Source organism: Rhodanobacter sp. L36 (genome assembly GCF_009765755.1).
Classification (GTDB): domain Bacteria; phylum Pseudomonadota; class Gammaproteobacteria; order Xanthomonadales; family Rhodanobacteraceae; genus Rhodanobacter.
The window spans coordinates 65,935-87,024 of the sequence record NZ_LMUV01000002.1 but is presented as its reverse complement, the minus strand read 5'-3'; the positions used below and the strand labels follow the sequence as shown (position 1 = coordinate 87,024).

Annotated in this window: 16 protein-coding genes; 14 read left to right on the top strand and 2 right to left on the bottom strand. The window is 62.0% G+C overall.

The genetic code is table 11. The annotated features are described in order from the left end of the window. Nucleotides 1-88: 88 nt before the first annotated feature. Nucleotides 89-2,686, top strand: a complete 2,598-nt coding sequence (clpB, locus tag GSQ73_RS00370; RefSeq protein WP_158879739.1) for an ATP-dependent chaperone ClpB — start codon at nucleotides 89-91, stop codon at nucleotides 2,684-2,686. A 76-nt stretch (nucleotides 2,687-2,762) separates the two neighbouring features. On the opposite strand, the gene GSQ73_RS00365 is transcribed toward clpB, so the two are convergent. Beyond that, nucleotides 2,763-5,078 (bottom strand): TonB-dependent receptor, encoded by a 2,316-nt coding sequence (locus GSQ73_RS00365; protein WP_343160823.1) that lies wholly within the window; start codon nucleotides 5,076-5,078, stop codon nucleotides 2,763-2,765. A gap of 639 nt (nucleotides 5,079-5,717) precedes the next feature. Continuing rightward, nucleotides 5,718-8,198 carry a TonB-dependent receptor gene (locus GSQ73_RS00360; RefSeq protein ID WP_158879736.1) on the bottom strand — a complete coding sequence of 827 codons (2,481 nt, stop codon included), beginning with the start codon at nucleotides 8,196-8,198 and terminating at the stop codon, nucleotides 5,718-5,720. Between the two features lie 267 nt (nucleotides 8,199-8,465). Between GSQ73_RS00360 and GSQ73_RS00355 the strand changes: the two genes are divergently transcribed. The 13 genes from GSQ73_RS00355 to GSQ73_RS00295 all read left to right on the top strand — a co-directional run bounded on the left by GSQ73_RS00355 (nucleotide 8,466) and on the right by GSQ73_RS00295 (nucleotide 21,083). Beyond that, complete coding sequence (locus GSQ73_RS00355) at nucleotides 8,466-8,819, top strand: zinc ribbon domain-containing protein (RefSeq protein ID WP_158879732.1); 354 nt, start codon at nucleotides 8,466-8,468, stop codon at nucleotides 8,817-8,819. A gap of 250 nt (nucleotides 8,820-9,069) precedes the next feature. After that, nucleotides 9,070-10,842 (top strand): aspartate--tRNA ligase, encoded by a 1,773-nt coding sequence (gene aspS / locus GSQ73_RS00350; protein ID WP_158879728.1) that lies wholly within the window; start codon nucleotides 9,070-9,072, stop codon nucleotides 10,840-10,842. Between the two features lie 33 nt (nucleotides 10,843-10,875). Continuing rightward, nucleotides 10,876-11,520 (top strand): alpha/beta hydrolase, encoded by a 645-nt coding sequence (locus GSQ73_RS00345; protein WP_158879725.1) that lies wholly within the window; start codon nucleotides 10,876-10,878, stop codon nucleotides 11,518-11,520. Nucleotides 11,521-11,616: 96 nt separating this feature from the next. Continuing rightward, on the top strand, nucleotides 11,617-12,351 hold the full coding sequence (locus tag GSQ73_RS00340; RefSeq protein WP_158879722.1) for a YebC/PmpR family DNA-binding transcriptional regulator: 735 nt from the start codon (nucleotides 11,617-11,619) through the stop codon (nucleotides 12,349-12,351). A 30-nt stretch (nucleotides 12,352-12,381) separates the two neighbouring features. After that, entirely contained in the window at nucleotides 12,382-12,903 is a 522-nt protein-coding gene (gene ruvC, locus GSQ73_RS00335; protein ID WP_158879719.1) for a crossover junction endodeoxyribonuclease RuvC, read from the top strand. Then, nucleotides 12,900-13,496: a Holliday junction branch migration protein RuvA gene (gene ruvA, locus GSQ73_RS00330; protein ID WP_158879716.1), complete on the top strand. Its 597-nt coding sequence runs from the start codon at nucleotides 12,900-12,902 to the stop codon at nucleotides 13,494-13,496. The genes ruvC and ruvA overlap by 4 nt, the downstream gene beginning before the upstream one ends. Before the next feature lie 12 nt (nucleotides 13,497-13,508). Continuing rightward, entirely contained in the window at nucleotides 13,509-15,437 is a 1,929-nt protein-coding gene (locus GSQ73_RS00325) for a potassium transporter Kup (protein WP_158879714.1), read from the top strand. Between the two features lie 55 nt (nucleotides 15,438-15,492). Next, the gene (locus GSQ73_RS00320) at nucleotides 15,493-17,382 is read left to right on the top strand and encodes a potassium transporter Kup (RefSeq protein ID WP_254063226.1); all 1,890 of its coding nucleotides are present in this window, start codon (nucleotides 15,493-15,495) and stop codon (nucleotides 17,380-17,382) included. Nucleotides 17,383-17,471: 89 nt separating this feature from the next. Continuing rightward, nucleotides 17,472-18,509 (top strand): Holliday junction branch migration DNA helicase RuvB, encoded by a 1,038-nt coding sequence (ruvB, locus tag GSQ73_RS00315; RefSeq protein WP_158879712.1) that lies wholly within the window; start codon nucleotides 17,472-17,474, stop codon nucleotides 18,507-18,509. Between the two features lie 10 nt (nucleotides 18,510-18,519). Then, nucleotides 18,520-18,945 carry a tol-pal system-associated acyl-CoA thioesterase gene (ybgC, locus tag GSQ73_RS00310; RefSeq protein WP_158879710.1) on the top strand — a complete coding sequence of 142 codons (426 nt, stop codon included), beginning with the start codon at nucleotides 18,520-18,522 and terminating at the stop codon, nucleotides 18,943-18,945. A gap of 52 nt (nucleotides 18,946-18,997) precedes the next feature. Then, nucleotides 18,998-19,684, top strand: coding sequence for a protein TolQ (tolQ, locus tag GSQ73_RS00305; protein WP_158879708.1), 687 nt, complete (start codon nucleotides 18,998-19,000; stop codon nucleotides 19,682-19,684). Nucleotides 19,685-19,696: 12 nt separating this feature from the next. Continuing rightward, nucleotides 19,697-20,155 carry a protein TolR gene (tolR, locus tag GSQ73_RS00300; protein ID WP_158879706.1) on the top strand — a complete coding sequence of 153 codons (459 nt, stop codon included), beginning with the start codon at nucleotides 19,697-19,699 and terminating at the stop codon, nucleotides 20,153-20,155. Further along, complete coding sequence (locus tag GSQ73_RS00295; protein WP_158879704.1) at nucleotides 20,142-21,083, top strand: cell envelope integrity protein TolA; 942 nt, start codon at nucleotides 20,142-20,144, stop codon at nucleotides 21,081-21,083. Before tolR ends, GSQ73_RS00295 begins: the two co-directional genes overlap by 14 nt. The last annotated feature ends 7 nt before the right edge of the window (nucleotides 21,084-21,090 follow it).

The window sequence follows — 21,090 nt, the reverse complement described above, 5'->3', positions numbered from 1 at the left end:
CGCCCTGCATCGGCTTGAATCACGGCGCGTTGTCCGCATCTCGCAGGCAGTGGCGGACGAACGCCAGACCGACTTGAGGGGCGACACGATGCGAATGGACAAACTCACCTCGCGTTTCCAGCAGGCGCTGGCCGACGCGCAATCGCTGGCCGTGGGCCGCGACAACAACATCATCGAACCGGCGCATGTGATGGCGGCACTGCTCGATCAGCAGGGCGGCTCGACCGCGCCGTTGCTGACCCAGGCGCAAGTCAACGTGCCCACGTTGCGCCAGCGCGTGAATGGCCTGCTCGAACGTCTGCCGAAAGTGAGTGGGCAGGAGGGCAACATCAACATCGGCAACGACCTCACGCGCCTGCTCAACGTCACCGACAAACTCGCGCAGCAGCGTGGCGACCAGTTCATCGCCAGCGAGCTTTTTGTGTTGGCAGCGCTCGACGACAAAGGCGAACTCGGCGCGGCTTTGAAAGCAGCGGGCGCGAACAAGGCGGATCTCGAAACGGCGATCGAAAAACTGCGCGGCGGCGAAAAGGTGCAGAGCGAAAACGCGGAGGAACAACGCCAGGCGCTGGAGAAATACTGCATCGATCTGACGGAGCGTGCCGAGCGTGGCAAGCTCGATCCGGTGATCGGTCGCGACGAGGAAATCCGTCGCACGATCCAGGTGCTGCAGCGGCGCACCAAGAACAACCCCGTGCTGATCGGTGAACCCGGCGTCGGCAAGACCGCGATCGTGGAAGGCCTCGCTCAGCGCATCATCAAGGGCGAGGTGCCCGAAGGTCTGCGCGATCGTCGCGTGCTCTCGCTCGACATGGGCGCGTTGATCGCCGGCGCGAAATTCCGCGGTGAATTCGAGGAGCGCCTGAAAGCGGTGCTCAGCGATCTGTCCAAGCAGGAAGGACGCGTGATCCTGTTCATCGACGAACTGCACACGATGGTCGGCGCCGGCAAGGCGGACGGTGCGATGGATGCGGTCAACATGCTCAAGCCCGCGCTGGCGCGCGGCGAACTGCATTGCATCGGCGCCACCACGCTGGACGAATATCGCAAGTACATCGAGAAGGACGCTGCGCTCGAACGACGTTTCCAGAAAGTGTTTGTCGGCGAGCCATCAGTGGAAGACACCATCGCGATCCTGCGCGGGCTCAAGGAGCGCTACGCCGTCCATCACGGCGTGGAGATCACCGATCCGGCGATCGTTGCTGCGGCCACGCTTTCCAACCGTTACATCACCGACCGTCAGCTGCCGGACAAGGCGATCGACCTGATGGACGAAGCGGCTTCACGCATCCGCATGGAAATCGACTCCAAGCCGGAGGAACTCGATCGTCTCGAGCGCCGGTTGATCCAGCTGAAGATCCAGCGCGAGATGCTGAAGAAGGAAAAGGACGCCGAGTCGAAACAGCGTCTGGCCGATCTCGAAACCGACATCGAAAAGCTCGAACGCGAGTTCTCCGATCTCAATGAAATATGGAAATCGGAGAAGGCTGCGCTGCAGGGCACGACCAAGGTCAAGGAACAAATCGAGCAGGCGCGGCTGGATCTTGAGTCGGCGCAGCGTGGGCAGGATTACGCGAAGATGAGCGAGATCCAGTATGGCCGGCTGCCTGAACTGGAGAAGCAGCTCGCGGTGGCGCAGGCAGCCGAGCAGCAGGATTTCAAGCTGCTGCAGGACAAGGTCACCGCAGAGGAAATCGCCGAGGTCGTTGCGCGCTGGACCGGTATCCCGGTCGCGAAGATGCTCGAGGGCGAACGCGAAAAGCTGCTGCACATGGAAGACGATCTGCATCGCCGCGTGGTCGGCCAGGACGAAGCCGTGCGCGCGGTGTCCGATGCGATCCGTCGCGCACGCGCAGGGCTGTCCGATCCGGCGCGTCCGAGCGGTTCGTTCCTGTTCCTCGGTCCGACCGGCGTGGGCAAGACCGAGTTGTGCAAGGCGCTCGCCGAATTCATGTTCGACACCACCGATGCGATGGTGCGCATCGACATGAGCGAATTCATGGAGAAGCATTCCGTGAGCCGCCTGGTCGGCGCGCCGCCTGGCTACGTCGGTTACGAGGAAGGCGGTTATCTCACTGAAGCGGTGCGTCGCCGGCCGTACAGCGTGATCCTGCTGGACGAAGTGGAGAAGGCGCATCCGGATGTGTTCAACATCCTGCTGCAGGTGCTGGACGATGGTCGCCTCACCGATGGCCAGGGGCGCACCGTGGACTTCCGCAACACGGTGATCGTGATGACCTCCAACCTCGGTTCGCAGATGATCCAGGATGTGTCGGAGAACAGCGAAGGCGGCGACGCGGAGGAGCAGTACACGCAGATGAAGGCGTCGGTGCTCGGCGTGGTGCAGGCGCACTTCCGCCCCGAGTTCATCAACCGGCTTGACGAGATCGTGGTGTTCCGCCCATTGGATAAAGCACAGATTCGCGCCATCGCGCGTATCCAGCTGGTGAATCTGGAGAAGAGACTGGCCGAGCGTCAGTTGAAGCTCGAGGTCAGCGATGCCGCGCTCGCGCTACTGGGAAATACCGGTTTCGATCCTGTGTATGGCGCGCGTCCGCTGAAACGCGCGATTCAGCAGCAGCTGGAAAATCCGCTGGCGAAGGAAATCCTCGAAGGTCGTTATGTCGCCGGCGCGAAGATCAAGGTCGATGCCGAAGGCGGGCATCTGCGTTTCACGAATGGCTGATGCGTAAGCAGTTGGCGCAAGAAAAAATCCCGGCGAAAGCCGGGATTTTCTTGTTCGCGGATTCAGACACTGATCGTCAGAAAGTGAAAGCGACCTTGCCGTAAACGTAGCGGCCGTTGAAGCCGAAGGGCGACAGCGGCGAATACTGCAGGCCATCGGCACGGTCGTCCACGGCATTGTTGAGTGCCGTCTTGGTCGGATACTGATTGGTGAGGTTGTCGGCGCCCACGGTGAAGGTCCACGCGTCAAGTTTGTAACTGGCCGCGAGATCGAGCAGCCAGCGTGCCGCAAATTGCTGATCGCCCGATCCGTCTTCTTCCGTGCCGAGTCGAACGATCGAGCCGTAGCGGGTCAGGTTGGCGTGCAAGTCGAAGTTCTGTACCAGCCAATCACCGTAGACGACGTACTTGGTGCGTGGCGTGGCCACCGTGAGGATGCCTTGGCTAACGCGGCCGAAGTTCGGGTTGGACACTTCCAGAATATCGGTCTTGTTGTAGTTGCCGCTCAGGCCGAGGTTCAACTTGCCGGCCGCATCGAGGTCGAAGCGCTGGTTCAGGATCAGGTCGGCGCCGCGCGTACGCGTGGTGGCACCGTTGACGAAGAACTGGGCGCCGCTGACTTCGCCATTGGCTGGCGTCGGCGTGACGTCGAGCGTGTCGCTGTAGAGGATCTGATCCCAGATGCGGATCTGGTACAGATCCAGCGTCGCACTGAAATCACTCGTCGGCTGCCACACGCCGCCCAGACCGTAGTTAGTGGATTTTTCCGGCGTCAGTGGTTTGGCGCCGAGGGCGATGGCGGTGGGTGATGAAGTGCGGAAGGTTCCGCTCTGCTGCAATGCGCCGGTGGTCGGATTGGTCGAGGTGACCACGGACTCATAGTTGTCCTGGGCAAGTGACGGTGCGCGGAAGCCGTTCGATGCCGTGGTACGCAGGGCAAACGTGTCGGTCAGCTGGTAGCGCAGCGAAACTTTGCCCGAACGGGTGGAGCCGGCATCGCTGTAATCCTCGTAACGGGCGGCTACACCGGCGGACAACTTGCTGGTGAGGTCGGTTTCCAGATCCACGTAAGCCGCTTCGCTGTGCCGGCTGAAGTTGCCGGCCACCGCAGGCGCTGCGCCCGGATAGACCTGCGAACCACCGGGATACGGTGAGCCGCTCGGCTGCAGCGTGTTCGGATTGAAGAAATACGAGTTCGGATCGCCGGCCTCGACGCTGTATTGATCCTTGCGGTACTCGCCACCGAACGCCAGCGTGACCGGGTTGGGCAGAAAGCTCGGGGTGTACTCCTTGCTCAGATCGATATTGGCGACGCTCTGCTGCGTCTTGAACGCGCCGGCGTTGAAGTAGGTCGGGCTGTAGCCGACGCCGGTTTCCGCGAGCGTGGTGTAGTACTGGTTGATGTTGAGCGTGTTCGCAATGTCGAACACCATGTGGTTGACGCCAAGATCCGCCGAGGCGTCCCAATGCCAGCCGCTGTCGGTGTGGCCTTTGACGCCGAGCACCAGCGAGCCGTCGTCCACGTGGTTGACGATCTGCGGCAGGAAGCCGTTCGGATAGATCGCGGTGGTATTCCGGTAGTTGCCGCCGGCGCGGTAATAGCCGTTCGAGGTGACGTCGCGCCGGCTGAGGTTGGCGTTGCCATAGAGCTCCACATTCGGCGAAAAGTCCCAGCCGAAAGCGAGCAACGCCTGGTAGGTCTTGACCGCCGGATCGCCGTAGCGCTCGTAGGGAATGCCCTGCGCATTCAAGTTGCTTGGAGTGAGGTTGCTGGCCTTGTCGGTGTTCTCGGCCCGATTGGTGTTCATCGTGTTCTGGTAGTTCCACGACAACCGAGCCCAACCTGGCGCGCTGCCTTCCGGACCACCGAGCGGCACGCCGAACGAACCGGATACACCGTTCTCCGCGCCGTCGCCCTTGCTCATGCCGCCGCCATTGACGGTGATTTCGTTGGTGCCGGCGCCGCCGCCATGCTTCAGGATGACGTTGACGACACCGGCAATGGCGTCAGAGCCGTACTGGGCCGCCGCACCATCGCGCAGCACTTCGATATGGTCGATCGCGGAAAGCGGGATCGAGTTGAAATCGACCGGCGCCGAGCCGCGGCCCACGGTGGTGAGGTAATTCACCATACTGGAGGTGTGATAACGCTTGCCGTCCACCAGCACCAGCACGTCGTCGGGCGACAAGCCGCGCAGGCTGGCCGCGCGCACGGCATCGCTGCCGTCGCTGATCGCGGGTCGCGGAAAATCGAGCGACGGCAACAGGGTGGACAGCGCAGTGGCCAAGTCGCTGGCGCCGCTGTTGGCCAGGTCCGCTTTGGTCAGCACGTCGATGGGAGAAATCGATTCCGCCACGGTGCGGTTGGTGGCACGGGTGCCTGTCACCACCATCTGTTGCAACTGCTTGGCGTCTTTGACGTCGGGCGCGCTGTTGGGAGCGTCCTGGCCAAAGGCTGCCGTGCCGAACAAGCTCATGCCGAGCAGCGGCAGGAGAGCGGTGGTGAATCGATTGCGACGAAAGGCTGACATGCGGACTTCCCTGGAATTGGTTGATGTTGTTGCGACTCCCCCGTCGCTACACGCCAGTCGGCCGTGTTGTATGACCTTAAGTTAAAATTGATGCGGTGCGCAACAAAAAACACACATGTTTGCGAAATTTTAGGAATTAAAAAATTTAACTAACAAAAACAAATGTTTGTGAGTGCATTTTTTAACGAATTTGTAGACGTATTTCTGTTGGATCGCAGCAATTTCTCCAAGGAAGGCATCGCGACCTTGGCCCGGGTCGGCCCGTCACGGGAATTTTCGGTCTGGCGATGCTCTTTTTTAGGGACGTATAGACGTCTAGATGATTCATAAGCCTCGCACCGGCGTGAGCGAGTTACGAGATGGGCTCGAGAACTTGGTGAGCAAAGATGAGATCGCACACTGTGAGCGGATCTTTGCTTCACGGGCTACAGATACGCGAACGGCAGATGAAAAAAATCCCGGCGAAAGCCGGGATTTTTCCGTATGCCTTGACCGTCGGCGTTACCAGCGATACGCGACCTTGCCGTAGACGTAAGCCCCGTTGTAGCCAAACGGCGCATACACGGAGTAGGGCAGTGTGCCGTTGTTGCTGCTGGCGGCGATAACACGATCCGGGTATGTGTCGAGCGCGTCGTCAGCGCCAAGCGTGAATGTCCAACGGTTGAGGTTGTAATTCACCGCAAGGTCGAGCAGCCACTTCGGTGCGAACGTCTGATCCACTGCAGGCGTACCGGTGCTGCCATAAATGGTGGTACCTGCGCTGCTGTACGCGGTATAGCGGCCGTAGCGGGTCAGCGAACCGGTAACGCCCCAGTTGCTGACGTTGTACTGCTCGCTGAGGATCAACTTGCTGCGCGGCGTGGAGTCGGCCAGCAGGCCCTTGATGTCGCGGCGGTCGAGTCGATGAAAGGTGCTGCCCAGCGAATTCAGAATGGCCGGATTCGCCTTGACGCTAGTGACTTCGTTCTTGTTGTAGTTGGCGCTGATCGTGGTCTGCAGCGTCCCGGCACTGCCGAGGTCGTTGCGGAAACTGGCAACAAGGTCGACGCCGCGAGTGCGCGTGTCGGCCGCATTGGTGAAGTACGACACACCGCTGTAGTTGAGGTTGGCGATGCCGTTGGCGGCGAGATAAGTCTGCACTGCCGGTGTCGTGGTGCCGATGCTGCTGGACAACACGATGCGGTTACTGATCGCGATCTGGTAGGCATCGATGCTCAGGGTCAATGCATCGGTGGGATTCCACACTGCGCCGATCGTGTAGTTGTGCGACTTCTCCGGTTCCAGCGGCTGGGCGCCGAGCAGCTTGGCGATCGGGCTGCTTACCGGCACCAGCCCGGAGTTGTAAATGCCGGGGGCCAGGCCGAGCGAATTGCCGGCGCCGTAGTACAGCGACGACGTCGACGAGTAGAACTGCTGCGCCAGCGACGGTGCCCGGAAACCGGTCGACGCACTCGCACGCAATGCAAACGTGTCGGTGAAATCGAAACGTCCCGCGAGTGAGCCCGACGTGGTGCTGCCGAAGTCCGAGTAGTTCTCGTGCCGAACCGCGGCGGATACGCCGAGTTTGTCGGTGAGGTTGGTCTCCAGATCCAGATACTCGGCGATGTCATGCCGCGCCAGCGAACCGGCATTGCCGGGTTGCCAGCCCGCAAAACCCTGAGCACCGCCGGACGTGCCCGACGTGCCCACGTACCAGGAAGGCAGCGAACCGGCGGCGATGCTGTAGGACTGGCGCAGATACTCCGCACCGAACGCGATCGTGACGGGGTTGGGCAACCAGCCGGGCGAAACGTCCTTGGCGATGTCGATGTCGAAAGCCTGTTGGCCGGACGTCAGGATGCCGTCATCAAAAGTATTCGGGCTATTGCCGAAGTCACGCAGGTAGGCGAGGTTGATGCTGTTCTGCGTCTCGTAGGAAACCCGGTTGCCACCTGCATTGGCACTCACGTCCCAGCGCCAGCCGTCGACGGTGCCGCGAAAGCCGGCCACGAGCGACCGATCGGTGGAATCGGAATTTTCCAGAGGCAGGTAACCGTTCGGATAGATGCCGGCGATCAGCGGGCTGCTCGGCGACGGGCTGTTGCTGCCATAACGGAAGAACGCGGGCGAGGTGCCGTCGCGATGTCCGTAATGTCCGAATGCGTAGAACTGCACATCGGGCGTGATGTCGTACTGGGTGTTGATCAACAGGTTCTGATCCTTCACCGCCGGATCGCCCTCGCGGAAATTCACGCCAAGCTGAGTGAAGCCTGCACGCCGGTCGGGGCCGGCACGATTGGTGTAATCCTCGTTGCCGTCCTGCACCGTGAAACGCATCCAGCCCTTGTCGTCACCGAGCGGAATGCCGAAGTTGGCCGAGCCCTGCCACTGTCGCCCGTCGCCGGCCGAATACTGGCCGCCGGTGATTTCGACATCGCCTCCCTTCGCGCCCTTCTTCAGGATGATGTTGATGACGCCGGCGATGGCATCGGAGCCGTATTGCGCGGACGCACCGTCGCGCAGCACTTCGATATGGTCGATGGCCGAGACCGGGATCGTGTTGAGATCGACCGCTTGCGAGCCACGGCCCAGTACGCCGTTGGTCAAAAGTAATGCGCCGGGGTGCCAACGTTTGCCGTCCACCAGTACCAGCACCTGATCGGGGGACAAGCCGCGCAATTGCGCCGGGCGCTGCGTGTCGGCCGTATCTGCTGCCGACGGTCGCGGGAAGCTCAGCGAAGGAATGATGTGCGCGAGTGCGGTAGGAAGGTCGTTGGTGCCGCTCTGCTGCAACACCTTGGCCGAAACGACGTCGATCGGCGTCAGCGAGCTGCTTTCGGTGCGGTTGTCGGAACGGGTGCCGGTGACGATGACCGTGCTGAGATCCTTGGTCTTGGCCTGCGCGGGCGGCGTGGTGTCCTGCGCCAGGACGGCGTTGGAGAGCGCGAGCAACACTGCGGCAGAAAGGGTCGCGGGGACGAGGGATTTGAAGCGGTTACTCATGAATACTCTCCGGGGACATGGTTGTTGCGTCGCAACAGCCCCAGATTAGTGCCGCCAACCGGGTTGGTCAATAGCCGTATAGACGTCTATATGTCCAAACCGTTAGCGGACGCCGTGCATCGCCTTGCGACATGCACCGCCCCCTGAGCCGGCAGGCTAACCCGTATGGCTTGCCGATGTCATGCGTCTTGTGGGACGTTGAAATCGCCAGGAACGGGCCGATAATGGTTGGCTGTCCTTCTGCTTCACTGAAACTCCGGAGTCGCCATGCCCATCTACGAATTCGAATGCAGCCACTGCGGGCATCGCTTCGATCGCCTGCAGAAACTGTCCGACGACGACCCCACGATTTGCCCGGTCTGCCAGCAGCCACAGCTGCACCGTCGCGTGAGTGCACCGTCGTTCCGTCTCGCCGGCAGCGGCTGGTACGAGACTGATTTCAAGAAAGAGGGCGACAAGAAGCGCAATCTGGTGGAAGGCTCGAGCGGCAACCCGGATGCCAAGCCCGTCAGCGGCGGTGACGCTCCTGCAACAGCCGCAGCACCATCAGGGGCAGCAGCGCCGGCGCCAGCACCTGCGCCCGCCGCCACGCCAGCCAGCAAGCCGTCCGGCGGCGAGTGAACCTTTCGCTAGAGTAGTCACGATGGCTATGCAGGATGACTGCATGCGCGACTACAGCGGCGGCTCAAGTCGCCGGAGAGTCGGGTCAGTCACGGATGCGGCACGCAATGCTTTGCCAATCGTTGCCGGCAAGAACGCTCGCGCGGCGGTTGCCGTGCGATTCGTCACGCCGCGCCGAGCGCGGTGCAGTGGTAATATTCCGGGTCTTTTCCATCTGTTTTGCCGCCCCGCGGCCCGGAGTTCCAAGCGCATGCGCACGCATTACTGCGGCCTCATCGACGAGTCGCTGATTGGCCAGACCGTTTCCCTTTGCGGATGGGTGAATACGCTTCGCTTGCAGAGCCACGTGGCCTTCGTCGATTTGCGCGATCACGAAGGGCTGGCGCAGATCGTGATCGAGAGGGACAACGCCGCGGCCTTCGCCGTGGCCGGCGAGATCGGCAACGAATATTGTTTGCGCGTTACCGGCACGCTGCGCAAGCGTGTTTCGGTCAACGACAAGCTGAAGACCGGCACGGTCGAATTGGTCGCCGACACGATCGAGATTCTCAACGCCGCGAAGGATCTTCCGTTCGCGCTGCATGAGAACCCCAACGAAGACATGCGGATGACTTACCGCTATCTCGATCTTCGTCGTCCGGAAATGCAGGCGATGATGCGCAAGCGCATCCGGCTGGTGCGGGCGTTGCGTCGTTATCTCGACGATCGCGGTTTCCAGGATGTGGAGACGCCGATTCTTACCAAGGCCACGCCTGAAGGCGCGCGCGATTATCTCGTGCCCAGCCGCGTGCATCCGGGCCAGTTCTATGCATTGCCGCAGTCGCCGCAGTTGTTCAAGCAGATCCTGATGATGGCCGGTTTCGATCGCTACTATCAGATCGCCCGTTGCTTCCGCGACGAAGATCTGCGCGCCGATCGCCAGCCGGAATTCACCCAGCTCGACCTCGAGTTCGCCTTCGTCGAAGAGAAGGACGTGCAGGACTTTGTGGAGGATTTGATCCGCCATGTTTTCCGCGACGTGCAGGGCGTCGAACTCGACGCCGTGTTTCCGCGCATGACCTGGGCCGAGGCGATGCGTCGCTTCGGTTCGGACAAACCCGATCTGCGCATTGCGCTGGAGTTGGTCGACATCGCCGACGCGGTGAAGCACGTCGAATTCAAGGTGTTTGCCGAACCCGCCAACGATGCGAGTGGTCGCGTTGCCGCATTGCGCGTGCCCGGCGGCAGCGCGCTGAGCCGCAAGGATATCGATGGGCTCACCGAATACGTGTCGCGTTACGGCGCGAAAGGTCTGGCCTGGCTGAAGGTCGAAGACCTCGCCAAAGGTCGCGATGGGATCAATTCGCCGGTGGCTAAGTTTCTCGATGACGCAGCGCTTGCTAGCGTGCTCGAGGCCACTGGCGCGCAATCGGGCGACGTGGTGTTTTTTGGCGCGGGAAATTGGAAGACGGTCACCGATTTCATGGGCGCGTTGCGCTTGAAAGTCGGCAAGGATCGCGGTTTCGTCGAGGATCGCTGGGCGCCGTTGTGGGTCACCGATTTCCCGATGTTCGAATACGACGCCGAAGAAAATCGCTACGTCGCGCTGCATCATCCATTCACTGCGCCGAAAGTGGACGACGTCGGTGACTTGCGCGCCAACGCGACCACGGCGGTGAGTCGCGGATACGACATGGTGCTCAACGGCAACGAGATCGGTGGCGGTTCCATCCGTATCCATCGGCCGGAAATGCAGAGCACCGTGTTCGAACTGCTCGGCATCGGCGCGGAAGAGGCGGAGATGAAATTCGGCTTCCTGCTCAAGGCGCTTAAATTCGGCGCGCCACCGCATGGTGGCCTCGCTTTCGGCATTGACCGCATCGCGGCCTTGATGGCGGGCACCGAATCGATCCGTGACGTGATCGCGTTCCCCAAGACCACCAGCGCGCAGGATCTGATGACCGACGCGCCGTCGATGGTCAGCGCAGCGCAGTTGAAGGAACTGCACGTGCAGGTCGCTGCCGAAAAGTCGTCAGCCACTTGATTTCCCTCGCGCGCATCCGCTCCGGCCTGACGCATGTCTGATCATGTAATCCTGCTGCATGGCTTGTGGATGCGCGGCTTCGCGCTGGCGATGCTGCATCGTCGGCTGATGGAAGCGGGTTTCCGCGTGCACCGGTTCGATTACCTGAGCGTCGCCGCCACGCAGCAGCGCATCCTCGATCGCCTGCACGCACGCATGAACGATCTGGCGTTGGATGCCGATGCGGACGCCGTGCATCTGGTCGGTCACAGCCTTGGCGGACTGCTCGCGTTGCGCGCCTGTCTCGACGCGAACGAGCTGCCGCAGGGACGCATCGTCTGTCTCGGTTCGCCGCTGCTCGGCAGCGCCGCGGCGCGCGGTTTCGCCAACTGGGGTCGCAGTGGCGAAGTGCTGCTGGGCCACAACCGCGAATTGCTCGAACAAGGTTTCGAACGATGGGAGGGTGCGCGCGAGGTCGGCATGATCGCCGGACGCATGCCGCTCGGCCTTGGTGCCGTACTCGGTCATTTCGAGGGCGAGCACGACGGCACCGTGTCCGTCGACGAAACGCGGCTGCCGGGGCTTACCGATCATTGCGTCGTGGAAGCCAATCACACCGGCCTGCTTTTTTCGGTCGACGTGGCGCAGCGGGTGGCGCTGTTCCTGCGAAACGGCCAGTTCGCGCCGGGCACGGAGTGATCGCGCGCGGTACCGGCGAATCCGTTCGGCCGGCACACCGGTCGAATTCAGGTAAAATTGTCCGCTTGTCCATCCGATCCAAGTGCAGGCAACGTCATGGGTAGAGGCCCGTCCATCGAAGGTCGCAAGAACGCCGAAGACGCCAAGCGCGCCAAGGTGTTCACTAAGCTGATCCGCGAAATCACCGTGGCCACGCGCGCCGGTGTCGCCGATCCGGCCAGCAATGCGCGCCTGCGCGCCGCCATCGACAAGGCGCTATCCGCCAACATGACGCGCGACACCATCGACCGCGCGGTCAAGCGCGGCTCCGGTGCCGACGGCGGCGCGCACATGGAAGAATTGCGCTACGAGGGTTACGGCCCCAGCGGCATCGCGTTGATCATCGACTGCTTCACCGACAACCCGGTGCGCACGGTGGCCGATGTACGCAACGCGTTGACCAAGCATGGCGGCAATCTCGGCACCAGCGGTTCGGTGGCGTTCCAGTTCACCCGCTGCGGCGAGCTTGTTTTTGCCACGAACGGCGACGAAGCCGCGGAAGAAAAAATACTCGAGGCGGCGCTCGAAGCCGGCGCCGATGATGTCGTCAACGAACATGGTGAAAGCGCCGTTCTGTGCGCGCCGGACCATTTCGAAGCGGTGCAGCAGGCATTGATCGACGCCGGGCTCAGCGCCGTGCATGCGGGCGTGGTGATGCGTCCGAACAATCGCGTCGAAGCGTCCGGCGAAGCACTCGAAACGCTGCACATCCTGCTCGACAAACTCGATGCGCTGGATGACGTGAGCGAGGTCTCGCACAACGCTTTGCTGCCCGCCGAGGCTGCCGAATAAGTCGAAGGCCTGCGCCTTCGCATCGCAACCATGACGCGCATCCTTGGCATCGATCCGGGCAGTCAGCGTACCGGCGTGGGCATCATCGACGTCGACGCGGTCGGCAAACTCACGCATGTCTTTCACGGCGCGTTGGTCGTCGCCGGTGAAGCCACGTTTCCGCTGCGGCTGAAACGCATCTTTGACGAGCTGTGTGACATCATCGCCGCCCATCAGCCGGACGAGTGCGGTATCGAGCGCGTGTTCATGGCGCGCAATCCGGACTCGGCGCTGAAATTGGGGCAGGCGCGCGGCGCCGCGATCTGTGCAGTGGTCAGTCGGGGAATCGTGGTGCACGAATATGCGGCAACCGAAGTGAAACAGTCCGTGGTGGGAAGCGGCCGCAGCGACAAGACCCAGGTGCAGCACATGATCAATGTGTTGCTCGGCCTCAAGGGCCCGATGCAGGCGGATGCCGCCGATGCGCTCGCGATCGCCGTCACGCATGCACATACACGTTCCAGCCTCGAGCGCGTGGGTATTCCGCGCACGGCATGGAGGCGACGCCGGTGATCGGACGTCTGCGCGGCATCCTCATTTCCAAGCAACCGCCGTCACTGATGATCGAAGTCGGCGGCGTCGGTTACGAACTCGATGCGCCGATGTCGACGATCTACGACCTGCCGGCCGTCGGCAAGGAAGTGATCCTGCTCACGCATTACGCGGTGAAGGAAGACAGCGTGGCGCTGTACGGTTTTCTTCACGAAGCGGAGCGCACGCTCTTTCGGAATCTGCAAAAGGTCAGTGGCATCGGCGCGAAGATCGCGCTGGCGGTGCTTTCCGGCGTGTCGGTCGATCATTTCGCGCGACTGGTACAGGCGGGCGATGTCGTCGCGCTGACCAAGATTCCCGGCATCGGCAAGAAGACGGCGGAACGTATCGTGGTGGAGTTGCGTGATCGCATCGATGGCCTGTCCACGTTGTCGGGAACGTCGATGCGCGGCAGCGATGCGCCGCTTGACGCAGCTGGCGAAGCGACCGTCGCCCTGCAGCAACTCGGCTACAAGCCGGTGGAAGTCAGCCGGCTGGTGCAGAAAGTGGCGGCCGACGGCGACAGTGCCGAAGCGATCATCCGCAAGGCGTTGCGCGCGGCGCTCGGCAGCTAGGCAATCCGGATCATGACCCAGCAAGCAAAGACGGACGTCCAGCAGCCTTTCGTGGATGAAAAAGCCGATGCATCGCATCGCAGCGGCAAGTCGGCGCTGATCCTCGGTGCCATCGGTGTGGTGTTCGGCGACATCGGCACCAGCCCGCTTTACACCATGCACGAAACGTTTCTGCCCGAGCACGGCCTGCATCCGCGGCCGGACACCGTGCTCGGCATCCTGTCGCTGATCACCTGGTCGTTGATCATGGTGGTGGCGGTGAAATATGTGAGCCTGGTGATGCGCGCCGACAACAAGGGCGAAGGCGGCATCATGGCGCTGATGACGCTGGCCCAGCGCGCCAGCGGCAACTCGCTGCGCTTGCGTCGGATGATCACGTTGATGGCCCTGCTCGGTGCGGCGCTGTTTTTCGGTGATGGTGTCATCACGCCTTCAATCTCCGTGCTCTCCGCGGTGGAAGGTTTGCAAGTAGCGGCGCCGGGTCTGCGGCATCTGGTGGTGCCGATCACCGTGGTCGTGCTGCTCGGGTTGTTCTGGATACAACGGCGCGGCACGGCGCGCGTGGGCATGGTATTCGGCCCGATCATGGTGCTGTGGTTTCTGTGTCTGGGCGTGATCGGCGTGTCGAACATCATTGCGGCGCCGCGCGTGCTCTATGCCATCAACCCGTGGTACGCGGTGAATTTCTTTGTGACTCACGGAACCGCATCCGCGCTTGCGCTCGGTTCGGTGGTGTTGTGCGTGACCGGTGCCGAGGCGCTGTACACCGACATGGGACATTTCGGCCGCTTTCCGATTCGCGCTGCATGGTTCTGCTTCGTGATGCCGGCGCTGCTGCTCAATTACTACGGGCAGGGTGGCTTGCTGCTTGCGCATCCGGAAGCGATCGCCAATCCGTTCTATCACTCGGTACCCGACTGGGCGCTCTATCCGATGATCGCGCTCGCGACGGCGTCGACGGTGATCGCGTCGCAGGCGGTCATCTCCGGCGCGTTTACCGTCACCCGGCAGGCGATCCAGCTTGGCTTCCTTCCACGCATGGAAGTGGTACACACCTCACGCCATGCGATCGGGCAGATTTTTCTGCCGTGGGTCAATCGCGCGTTGATGGTGACGGTGATCGCGACGGTGGTGGGTTTCGGTTCGTCCAACGCACTGGCGGGCGCGTACGGCATTGCGGTGACCGGCACGATGGCGATCGATACCGTGCTGGTGATGATCGTGGCGCGCCGCATGTGGCAATGGAGTCGCGCGCTGGTGGTCGTGCTGGGCCTGACTCTGCTGTGTATCGACCTGAGCTATTTCGGTGCGAATACGCTGAAGATTCTGCAGGGCGGCTGGTTTCCGCTGGTGCTCGGCGTGCTGATGTTCGTGGTGATGATTACCTGGCGGCGCGGTCGCGAACTGGTGGTGCGACAGATCAAGCAGGGCGGCCTCGCGTTGGCGCCCTTCATCCAGAATATGGTCGAGCATCCGCCGATCCGAGTGCCGGGCACGGCGGTGTTTCTCACGGCTGACCAGAACGCCGTGCCGCATGCCCTGCTGCACAACCTCAAGCACAACAAGGTGCTGCATGAGCGCAACGTGCTGCTGACCGTGGGCATTCTCGAAACGCCGATGGCCGACACCGAAGAGCGCATTCAGATCACGCCGCTCGGCGACGACTTCTTCGGCCTGGAACTGCACTTCGGTTTCGCTGAAGACCCGGATATTCCGCTCGCGCTTTCGGCGTGTTCGCGCGAGGGCGTGAGCTTCGACTTGATGGATACGACGTTCTTTCTGTCGCGCGAAAATATCGTCGCCGACGAGCGCCGCGCCGGCATGGCGCACTGGCGCGACAAGCTGTTTGCATTCATGGCGCGCAATGCGCTGCCAGCTACGGCGTTCTTCCAGATTCCGGGCAATCGGCTGATCGAGCTGGGCGCGCAGGTGGAAATCTGACACAGACCAGGTTCATCCTGCCTCGTCCTTCGCTTCCGATGATTCCATCCCGACCATGACATCTACCGCAATTTCCGGCGAACGGCCGTCCCGCATGACGGCGCTGGCACTCGGCGCGATCGGCGTGGTTTACGGCGACATCGGCACCAGCCCGCTGTACACGCTCAACCAGACGTTGACGCACGACGGCATGATGCCCACGCCGGAAAACATCTACGGCGTGCTGTCGCTGATCTTCTGGGCGCAGATTCTGGTGGTGTCGCTGAAGTACGTCGTGTTCATCATGCGCGCGGACAACAAGGGCGAAGGCGGCATCATGGCGCTGATGGCGCTGGCCCAACGCAGCGTGCGCGAGCAGCCGCGGTTGCGCTGGATCATCGCAATCCTGGGTATTTTCGGCGCATCGCTGTTCTATGGCGATGGCGTGATCACGCCGGCGATGTCGGTGCTGTCGGCGGTCGAAGGCCTGAAGGTGGTCGCGCCGCATCTTTCGCATTGGGTGGTGCCGATTTCGCTGGTCATCCTGCTGTTTCTGTTTCTCATCCAGCGCGGCGGCACCGCACACGTCGGGCGGATGTTCGGGCCGATCATGGTGGTGTGGTTCGTTGCGATCGCGCTGCTCGGGCTGCACATGATCGCGCGCAATCCGCATGTGCTGTACGCGCTCGATCCGCGTCACGGCGTGCGGTTTTTCCAGACACACGGATTCGGTGCGTTCCTCGCGCTGGGCGGCGTGGTGCTGGCGTTGACGGGTGCCGAAGCGCTGTATGCGGACATGGGTCATTTCGGCAAGAAACCCATCCGGCTGGCATGGTTCAGCTTCGTGCTGCCGGCGCTGGTACTCAATTATTTCGGGCAGGGTGCCATGCTGCTCGACCACCCTCAGGCGATCGACAATCCCTTCGTCCGCATGGTGCCCGACCTGCTGCGGATGCCGATGATCGCGCTCGCATGCGTGGCCGCGGTGATCGCGTCGCAGGCGGTGATCTCCGGCGCATTCTCGATGACGCGCGAGGCGATGGCACTGGGGTATTCACCGCGCATGTCGGTGGTGCATACGTCGAGCGAAATGTCGGGGCAGGTGTTCGTGCCTTGGGTGAATTATTTCCTGCTGATCATGGTGATGCTGGCGGTAATCGGATTCCGCTCGTCCGACAATCTGGGCGCGGCGTACGGCATCGCCGTCACCGGCACCATGGCGATCACCTCGCTGCTGGCGCTGGTGGTCGCGCGCTATCAATGGGGCTGGAACCGGTTTCTGGTGATCGCTGTCGGCGCACTGTTTTTGCTGATCGATCTGTCGTTCTTCAGCGCCAACCTGATCAAGATCGAATTCGGCGGATGGTTTCCGCTGGCGCTGGGCGTGGTCGTGTTCACCACCATGACCACGTGGCGTCGCGGCCGCGAACTGCTGATGCGCGAGATCAAGCAGTCAGGGCTTGCCTTGAAACCATTCATCGACGCGATCAGTGAACATCCGCCGCATCGTGTGCCGGGCACGGCGGTGTTTCTCACCGGCAATCAGGATTCGGTGCCGCATGCGTTGCTGCACAACCTCAAACACAACAAGGTGCTGCACGAGCGCAACGTCCTGCTGACGGTCGAGGTGCTGGAAACGCCATTGGCCGAACCGGGCGAGCGCATCCATCTCACGTCGCTGCACGGGGATTTCTTCACGCTCGAACTGCGCTTCGGTTTCGCGGAAGATCCAAATGTTCCATTGGCGCTTTCGATATGCGGTAGCGAAGGCCTGCCGTTCGACATGATGGACACCACGTTTTTCCTCTCGCGCGAAAACATCGTCGCCGACCGTCGCCGGCCGGGCATGGTGATCTGGCGCGATCGGCTTTTCGTGTTCATGACGCGCAACGCGATGCCGGCCACGGCGTTCTTCCAGATCCCCGGCAACCGGTTGATCGAACTCGGCGCGCAGGTGGAAATCTAGAACGGAGCGAAGCGAGCGATGCTCGTCTTCCTGTTCTCGCCAGATTCCGTTCCCTGTTCCCCGTTCCCCGTTCCCCGCATAATCCACGCATGACCGAACACCGCATCATCACTGCTGCAGCCCAGCTCGACGACGAGGCGCTGGAAGCCACCATCCGGCCGAAGCGGCTGTCCGAGTATCTCGGCCAGCAGGCAGTGCGCGAACAGTTGTCGATCTACATCGAGGCGGCGAAGAAACGCGGTGGTGCGCTCGATCACGTGTTGATCTTCGGCCCGCCGGGCTTGGGCAAGACCACGCTGAGCCACGTGATCGCGAACGAACTGGGCGTCAACGTACGATCCACTTCCGGCCCGGTGCTCGAACGCGCGGGCGATCTGGCCGCGCTGTTGACCAACCTTGAAGCGAACGACGTCTTGTTCGTCGACGAAATTCACCGCTTGTCGCCCGTGGTCGAGGAAGTGCTCTATCCGGCGATGGAAGATTTCCAGATCGATATCATGATCGGCGAAGGGCCTGCCGCGCGATCGATCAAGCTGGACCTTCCGCCGTTCACACTGATCGGCGCGACCACGCGCGCGGGCATGCTCACGGCACCACTGCGCGACCGTTTCGGCATCGTGCTGCGATTGGAGTTCTATACGGCCGAAGAGCTCACCGCCATCGTGCGCCGCGCGGCGAAGATTCTCGGCATCGTCTGCGCGATGGAAGGCGCTCAGGAAATCGCCCGCCGTTCACGCGGCACGCCGCGCATCGCCAATCGTCTGCTGCGTCGCGTGCGCGATTACGCCGAGGTGCGCGCCGACGGCGAGATCACGCTGGTCGTCGCCAACGCCGCGCTGGACATGCTGAAGATCGATCCCGAAGGTTTCGACGAACTGGATCGACGCATGCTCAGCCTGATCATCGAGAATTTCGATGGCGGCCCGGTCGGTGTGGAGTCGTTGGCCGCTGCGCTCAGCGAGGATCGCGGCACGCTGGAAGACGTGGTCGAGCCGTATCTCATCCAGCAGGGTTATCTCATTCGTACCGCGCGCGGCCGCATGGTGAGCGCGAAGGGCTGGCGCCATCTCGGTCTGGTGCCGCCGCCGCGTCAGGCACAGGCGGGCGATCTGTTTGTCGAAAGCTGAGGACGATCAAATGCCCGTTGCAGACGTCCATCCCGTTTCGCCCTTTTGCTGGTCCGTACGTGTCTATTGGGAAGACACGGATGCCGGCGGCGTGGTCTATCACGCCAGCTACCTGCGTTTCATGGAACGTGCACGCAGCGAGTGGATGCGATCGCTCGGCGTGGATCAGTCGGCGTTCAAGCAGGCGACCGGGCTAGCTTTCATGGTTCGCGACATGCAGATCGATTTCCTCAAGGCCGCCCTGCTGGATGATGAACTGTCGGTAACAGTGGAAGTCAAAGAACGGCGCGCAGCCAGTATCCTGTTCACCCAGACGATCACGCGCGCGGACGGCAGCAGCCTGATTCGCGCGACGGTGCGTGTGGCCTGCGTGGACATGCATCGCATGCGTGCGGCCCCGATCCCGAACGACCTGATTCCTGCGACTGATCCTTGAAGATTCACGCGCAACCTGACTCACAAGCCCACGGGCGGAGAACACTCAAGCAATGAACGGTGGACTGAACATTTTCTCGCTGATCGCGGACTCGAGCCTGCCAGTTCAACTGGTGCTGGCCGTCCTGCTGGTGTTCTCCTTCATGTCGTGGGTGATCATCGTACGCAAGTATTCGCAGACCAAGGCGGCGATGGAAAACGCCGAGGCGTTCGAGGAACGCTTCTGGTCCGGCGGCGATCTGGCTCAGCTGTTTCGCGAAGTCAGCAATCGCGGTGCCAGCAATGGCGGCATCGAAAACATCTTCGAATCCGGCTTTCGCGAATTCGCCCGCCAGCGCCAGCGCAAGACGCACGACACGCGCAGTGTGGTCGAGGGTTCCGAGCGCGCGATGCAGGTCGCCGGTACGCGCGAAATCGGCCGGCTTGAACGCAACCTGGAGTTTCTCGCCAACGTCGGTTCGATCAGCCCGTACGTCGGTCTGTTCGGCACCGTGTGGGGAATCATGGGCGCGTTCCAGGGCTTGGGCGACATGAAGGACGTGACGATTGCCGTGGTCGCCCCGCATATTTCCGAAGCGCTGATCGCGACCGCGATGGGCCTGTTTGCCGCCATCCCGGCGCAGTGGGCGTACAACCGCTACGCCACCAAGGTCGAGCGTATCGCCTCGCGCTATGACGTGTTCCAGGAAGAGTTTTCCTCGGTGCTGCAGCGTCAGATCCAGACCGACGACGTGGTCTGAGCGGAGTACGTCATGGCCACTCCGCGGCGACAGAAGCGCTACAAGCTCAAATCCGAGATCAACGTCGTGCCGTATATCGACGTGATGCTGGTGCTGCTGATCATCTTCATGGTCACCACGCCGATGATGAATTCCAGTGTCGACGTGCAGCTGCCACAGGCCGATGCCAAATCGCTCGAGCAGAAAAAAGATCCGGTGCTGGTTTCCGTGCTGCAGGACGGGCAGCTGTACCTGACGCTCAGCGGCGAGAAGAAAGAGCTGGTCGACGAGGAGACCCTCAAGAACAAGGTGCGCGTGTTCGTGCAGGTCAATCCGGACGTCAGCGTGCTGGTCGGCGGCGACGAGCGTGGCGCCTACGGCGGCGTGTTCAAGGTGCTGGCGGACCTGCAGCAGGCAGGCGTCTCCAAGGTGGGCCTGATGGGTCAGCCGGGCGAGTCGAACCAGGGCAAGACGTCCAATGGACGAAAGTAAGGGCACGTCGAAGGCGGTCGTTGTCTCCGCCATCCTGCACATCGGCATCGTCGCGTTCCTGTTTCTCGCGATCCTGCCTTGCACAAGCTATGAAAACTTCATCACCGCGCTGGGCCTGCCGGCGTCGATGAATCCGATCACCTGTTCGAAACCCTTGCAGTTGCAGGGGCAGGTGATCCAGGCCGTTTTCATCGGCCCTACCGGCAGCCCGCCGCCCAAGGCGGTGAAGGCCAAGCCGATTCCGAATACCGTGCCGCCTCCGCCCGCTGTGCCGCCGCCGACCCCGCCGCAACCGGAAACGCCGGTGGTGAAAACGCTGCCGCCTCCGCCGAAACAGATCGACGTGAAGGATCAGGAAAAAGTGGTGGAGGACGCGCCGCAAAAGGCTGACGACGCCAAGCAGTTGCAGGATGAGAAGGAACGTCAGCGACAGTCGGAAATCGACGCGCAGGCAGCGAAGAAAGAAGAGCAGAAGAAAAAGCTCGATGCGTTGTTCGCCAAGATGGACGCCGCTTCGGCACAAACCAAGACGCTGGACAACAAGGCGAAGCAGGCCAAGCAACAGATGGAAGACCTGAAGAGCGCAGCGGACGATTCGCAACCCGACCTGCCGGATGCGCATCAGGTACAAAGCGGCACCAACAGCGCGGACAGCGATTTGAGTTCCGAGTACGCCGCGGCCATTCAGAATGCGGTCACGCCCAATTGGTTGCGGCCGGATAACATAGCCTCGGCGTCTTGCGAGGTGAACATCGTGCAATCGCCGGGCGGCGACGTGTTGAGCGCCACGGCTGATTCCAGTTGTCCTTATGACGACGCCGGCCGGCGCTCGGTCGAAAATGCGGTGCTGCGTACCAAGACGTTGCCGTACAAGGGCTTCGAAAAAGTGTTCCAGCGCAACCTCACCTTCACCTTCAGGCCGCAATGATCAAGCC

Bases quoted from the DNA above. Each gene is read 5' to 3' on its own strand.
- ruvC (WP_158879719.1), top strand. From the start codon at position 12,382: ATGACGCGCATCCTTGGCATCGATCCGGGCAGTCAGCGTACCGGCGTG.
- ybgC (WP_158879710.1), top strand. From the start codon at position 18,520: ATGCCCGTTGCAGACGTCCATCCCGTTTCGCCCTTTTGCTGGTCCGTA.
- GSQ73_RS00345 (WP_158879725.1), top strand. From the start codon at position 10,876: ATGTCTGATCATGTAATCCTGCTGCATGGCTTGTGGATGCGCGGCTTC.
- ruvB (WP_158879712.1), top strand. From the start codon at position 17,472: ATGACCGAACACCGCATCATCACTGCTGCAGCCCAGCTCGACGACGAG.
- GSQ73_RS00355 (WP_158879732.1), top strand. From the start codon at position 8,466: ATGCCCATCTACGAATTCGAATGCAGCCACTGCGGGCATCGCTTCGAT.
- tolQ (WP_158879708.1), top strand. From the start codon at position 18,998: ATGAACGGTGGACTGAACATTTTCTCGCTGATCGCGGACTCGAGCCTG.
- GSQ73_RS00325 (WP_158879714.1), top strand. From the start codon at position 13,509: ATGACCCAGCAAGCAAAGACGGACGTCCAGCAGCCTTTCGTGGATGAA.
- aspS (WP_158879728.1), top strand. From the start codon at position 9,070: ATGCGCACGCATTACTGCGGCCTCATCGACGAGTCGCTGATTGGCCAG.
- tolR (WP_158879706.1), top strand. From the start codon at position 19,697: ATGGCCACTCCGCGGCGACAGAAGCGCTACAAGCTCAAATCCGAGATC.
- GSQ73_RS00320 (WP_254063226.1), top strand. From the start codon at position 15,493: ATGACATCTACCGCAATTTCCGGCGAACGGCCGTCCCGCATGACGGCG.
- GSQ73_RS00360 (WP_158879736.1), bottom strand. From the start codon at position 8,198: ATGAGTAACCGCTTCAAATCCCTCGTCCCCGCGACCCTTTCTGCCGCA.
- GSQ73_RS00340 (WP_158879722.1), top strand. From the start codon at position 11,617: ATGGGTAGAGGCCCGTCCATCGAAGGTCGCAAGAACGCCGAAGACGCC.
- GSQ73_RS00295 (WP_158879704.1), top strand. From the start codon at position 20,142: ATGGACGAAAGTAAGGGCACGTCGAAGGCGGTCGTTGTCTCCGCCATC.
- clpB (WP_158879739.1), top strand. From the start codon at position 89: ATGCGAATGGACAAACTCACCTCGCGTTTCCAGCAGGCGCTGGCCGAC.
- GSQ73_RS00365 (WP_343160823.1), bottom strand. From the start codon at position 5,078: ATGGTGGTGACAGGCACCCGTGCCACCAACCGCACCGTGGCGGAATCG.